Below are 1,061 nucleotides of genomic sequence, written 5' to 3'. Positions count from 1 at the left end.
CTTTCGCCGCGTTCCAGGACGAGCGGAGTGATGCCGCGCTCGACCAGATGCGCCGCGGCTGCCAGTCCGACCGGGCCGGCGCCGATCACCGCGACGGGAAGGTTTGCCATCACGTCCATAGGTTCCATCCTTCCGGTATGTTCGAATTATAAGCGCAAAAAAATCAAGCCAGTGCTTTGCCGACGGCGGGTGCGCAGGCGGCATCGGCGCAGCACTCGTCGGCGAGATAGCCGATCAGCGCATTCATGCCGGGATAGTTGGCGCGGCAGATCAGCGTCGTCGCCTGCCGCTCCTGCGTCACCAAGCCGGTGTCGACCAGCCGCTTGAGGTGATGCGACAGCGTCGATGACGGGATGTCCAGTTTTTCCTGGACACTGCCGACGGCAAGCCCGTCATCACCGGCGCGCACCAGGATACGATAGAGCTGAAGCCGCGTCGGATTGCCGAGTGCTTCAAGCTGGACGGCTGCTTTTTCGAGTTTCATGGAAATAAACTACGCGGCACTTTTCGCGCCGTCAACTTAATTTCGAAAATTATGGAAATAGCATCAGCCGGCGCGTTTGCCCAAGGCGCCTGTGACCACCTCGCCATCCTCCTTGGTGAACGCGCCGATCTCCGGGTTGGGCAGGATGTCCAGCACCTTTTCCGACGGCCGTGCAAGGACGACGCCGAGCGGGCTGACCACGATCGGCCGGTTGATCAGGATCGGATGTGCCAGCATGAAATCGAGGATCTGCTCGTCGGACCATTTCGGGTCGGCAAGGCCGAGTTCGGCATAGGGGGTGCCCTTCTCGCGCAGCAGGTCTCGCGGTATGATGCCCATCGCGGCGATCAGTTCGACCAGCCTTTGTCGCGACGGCGGCGTCTTCAGATATTCGATCACCTCCGGCTCCTCGCCCGACTGCCGGATGATGGCCAGCGTGTTGCGCGACGTGCCGCAATCGGGATTGTGATAGATGGTGATAGTCATTTCGAGGCCTTCCCGGTCGACATGGTATTCCGGACGGCGCCGCCCTTCTCGTACCAGCCCTTGCTGCGGTTCACGATCCACACCACCGACA

Annotated in this window: 3 protein-coding genes; all 3 read right to left on the bottom strand. The window is 61.4% G+C overall.

What is annotated here, in order from left to right; genetic code table 11:
• On the bottom strand, positions 1 to 110 hold a 110-nt coding region (locus tag EN750_RS35890; protein WP_210212800.1), incomplete at its 3' end, for an FAD-dependent oxidoreductase.
• Between the two features lie 53 nt (positions 111 to 163).
• Complete coding sequence (locus tag EN750_RS35885; protein WP_127383332.1) at positions 164 to 484, bottom strand: metalloregulator ArsR/SmtB family transcription factor; 321 nt, start codon at positions 482 to 484, stop codon at positions 164 to 166.
• Between the two features lie 63 nt (positions 485 to 547).
• Positions 548 to 970, bottom strand: coding sequence for an arsenate reductase (glutaredoxin) (gene arsC / locus EN750_RS35880; RefSeq protein ID WP_127399389.1), 423 nt, complete (start codon positions 968 to 970; stop codon positions 548 to 550).
• Positions 971 to 1,061 lie beyond the last annotated feature (91 nt).

Origin of the sequence: Mesorhizobium sp. M7A.F.Ca.ET.027.03.2.1 (genome assembly GCF_003999175.1) — a bacterium.
Classification (GTDB): Bacteria; Pseudomonadota; Alphaproteobacteria; order Rhizobiales; family Rhizobiaceae; genus Mesorhizobium.
This window is presented reverse-complemented; position numbering and strand designations above follow the sequence as displayed.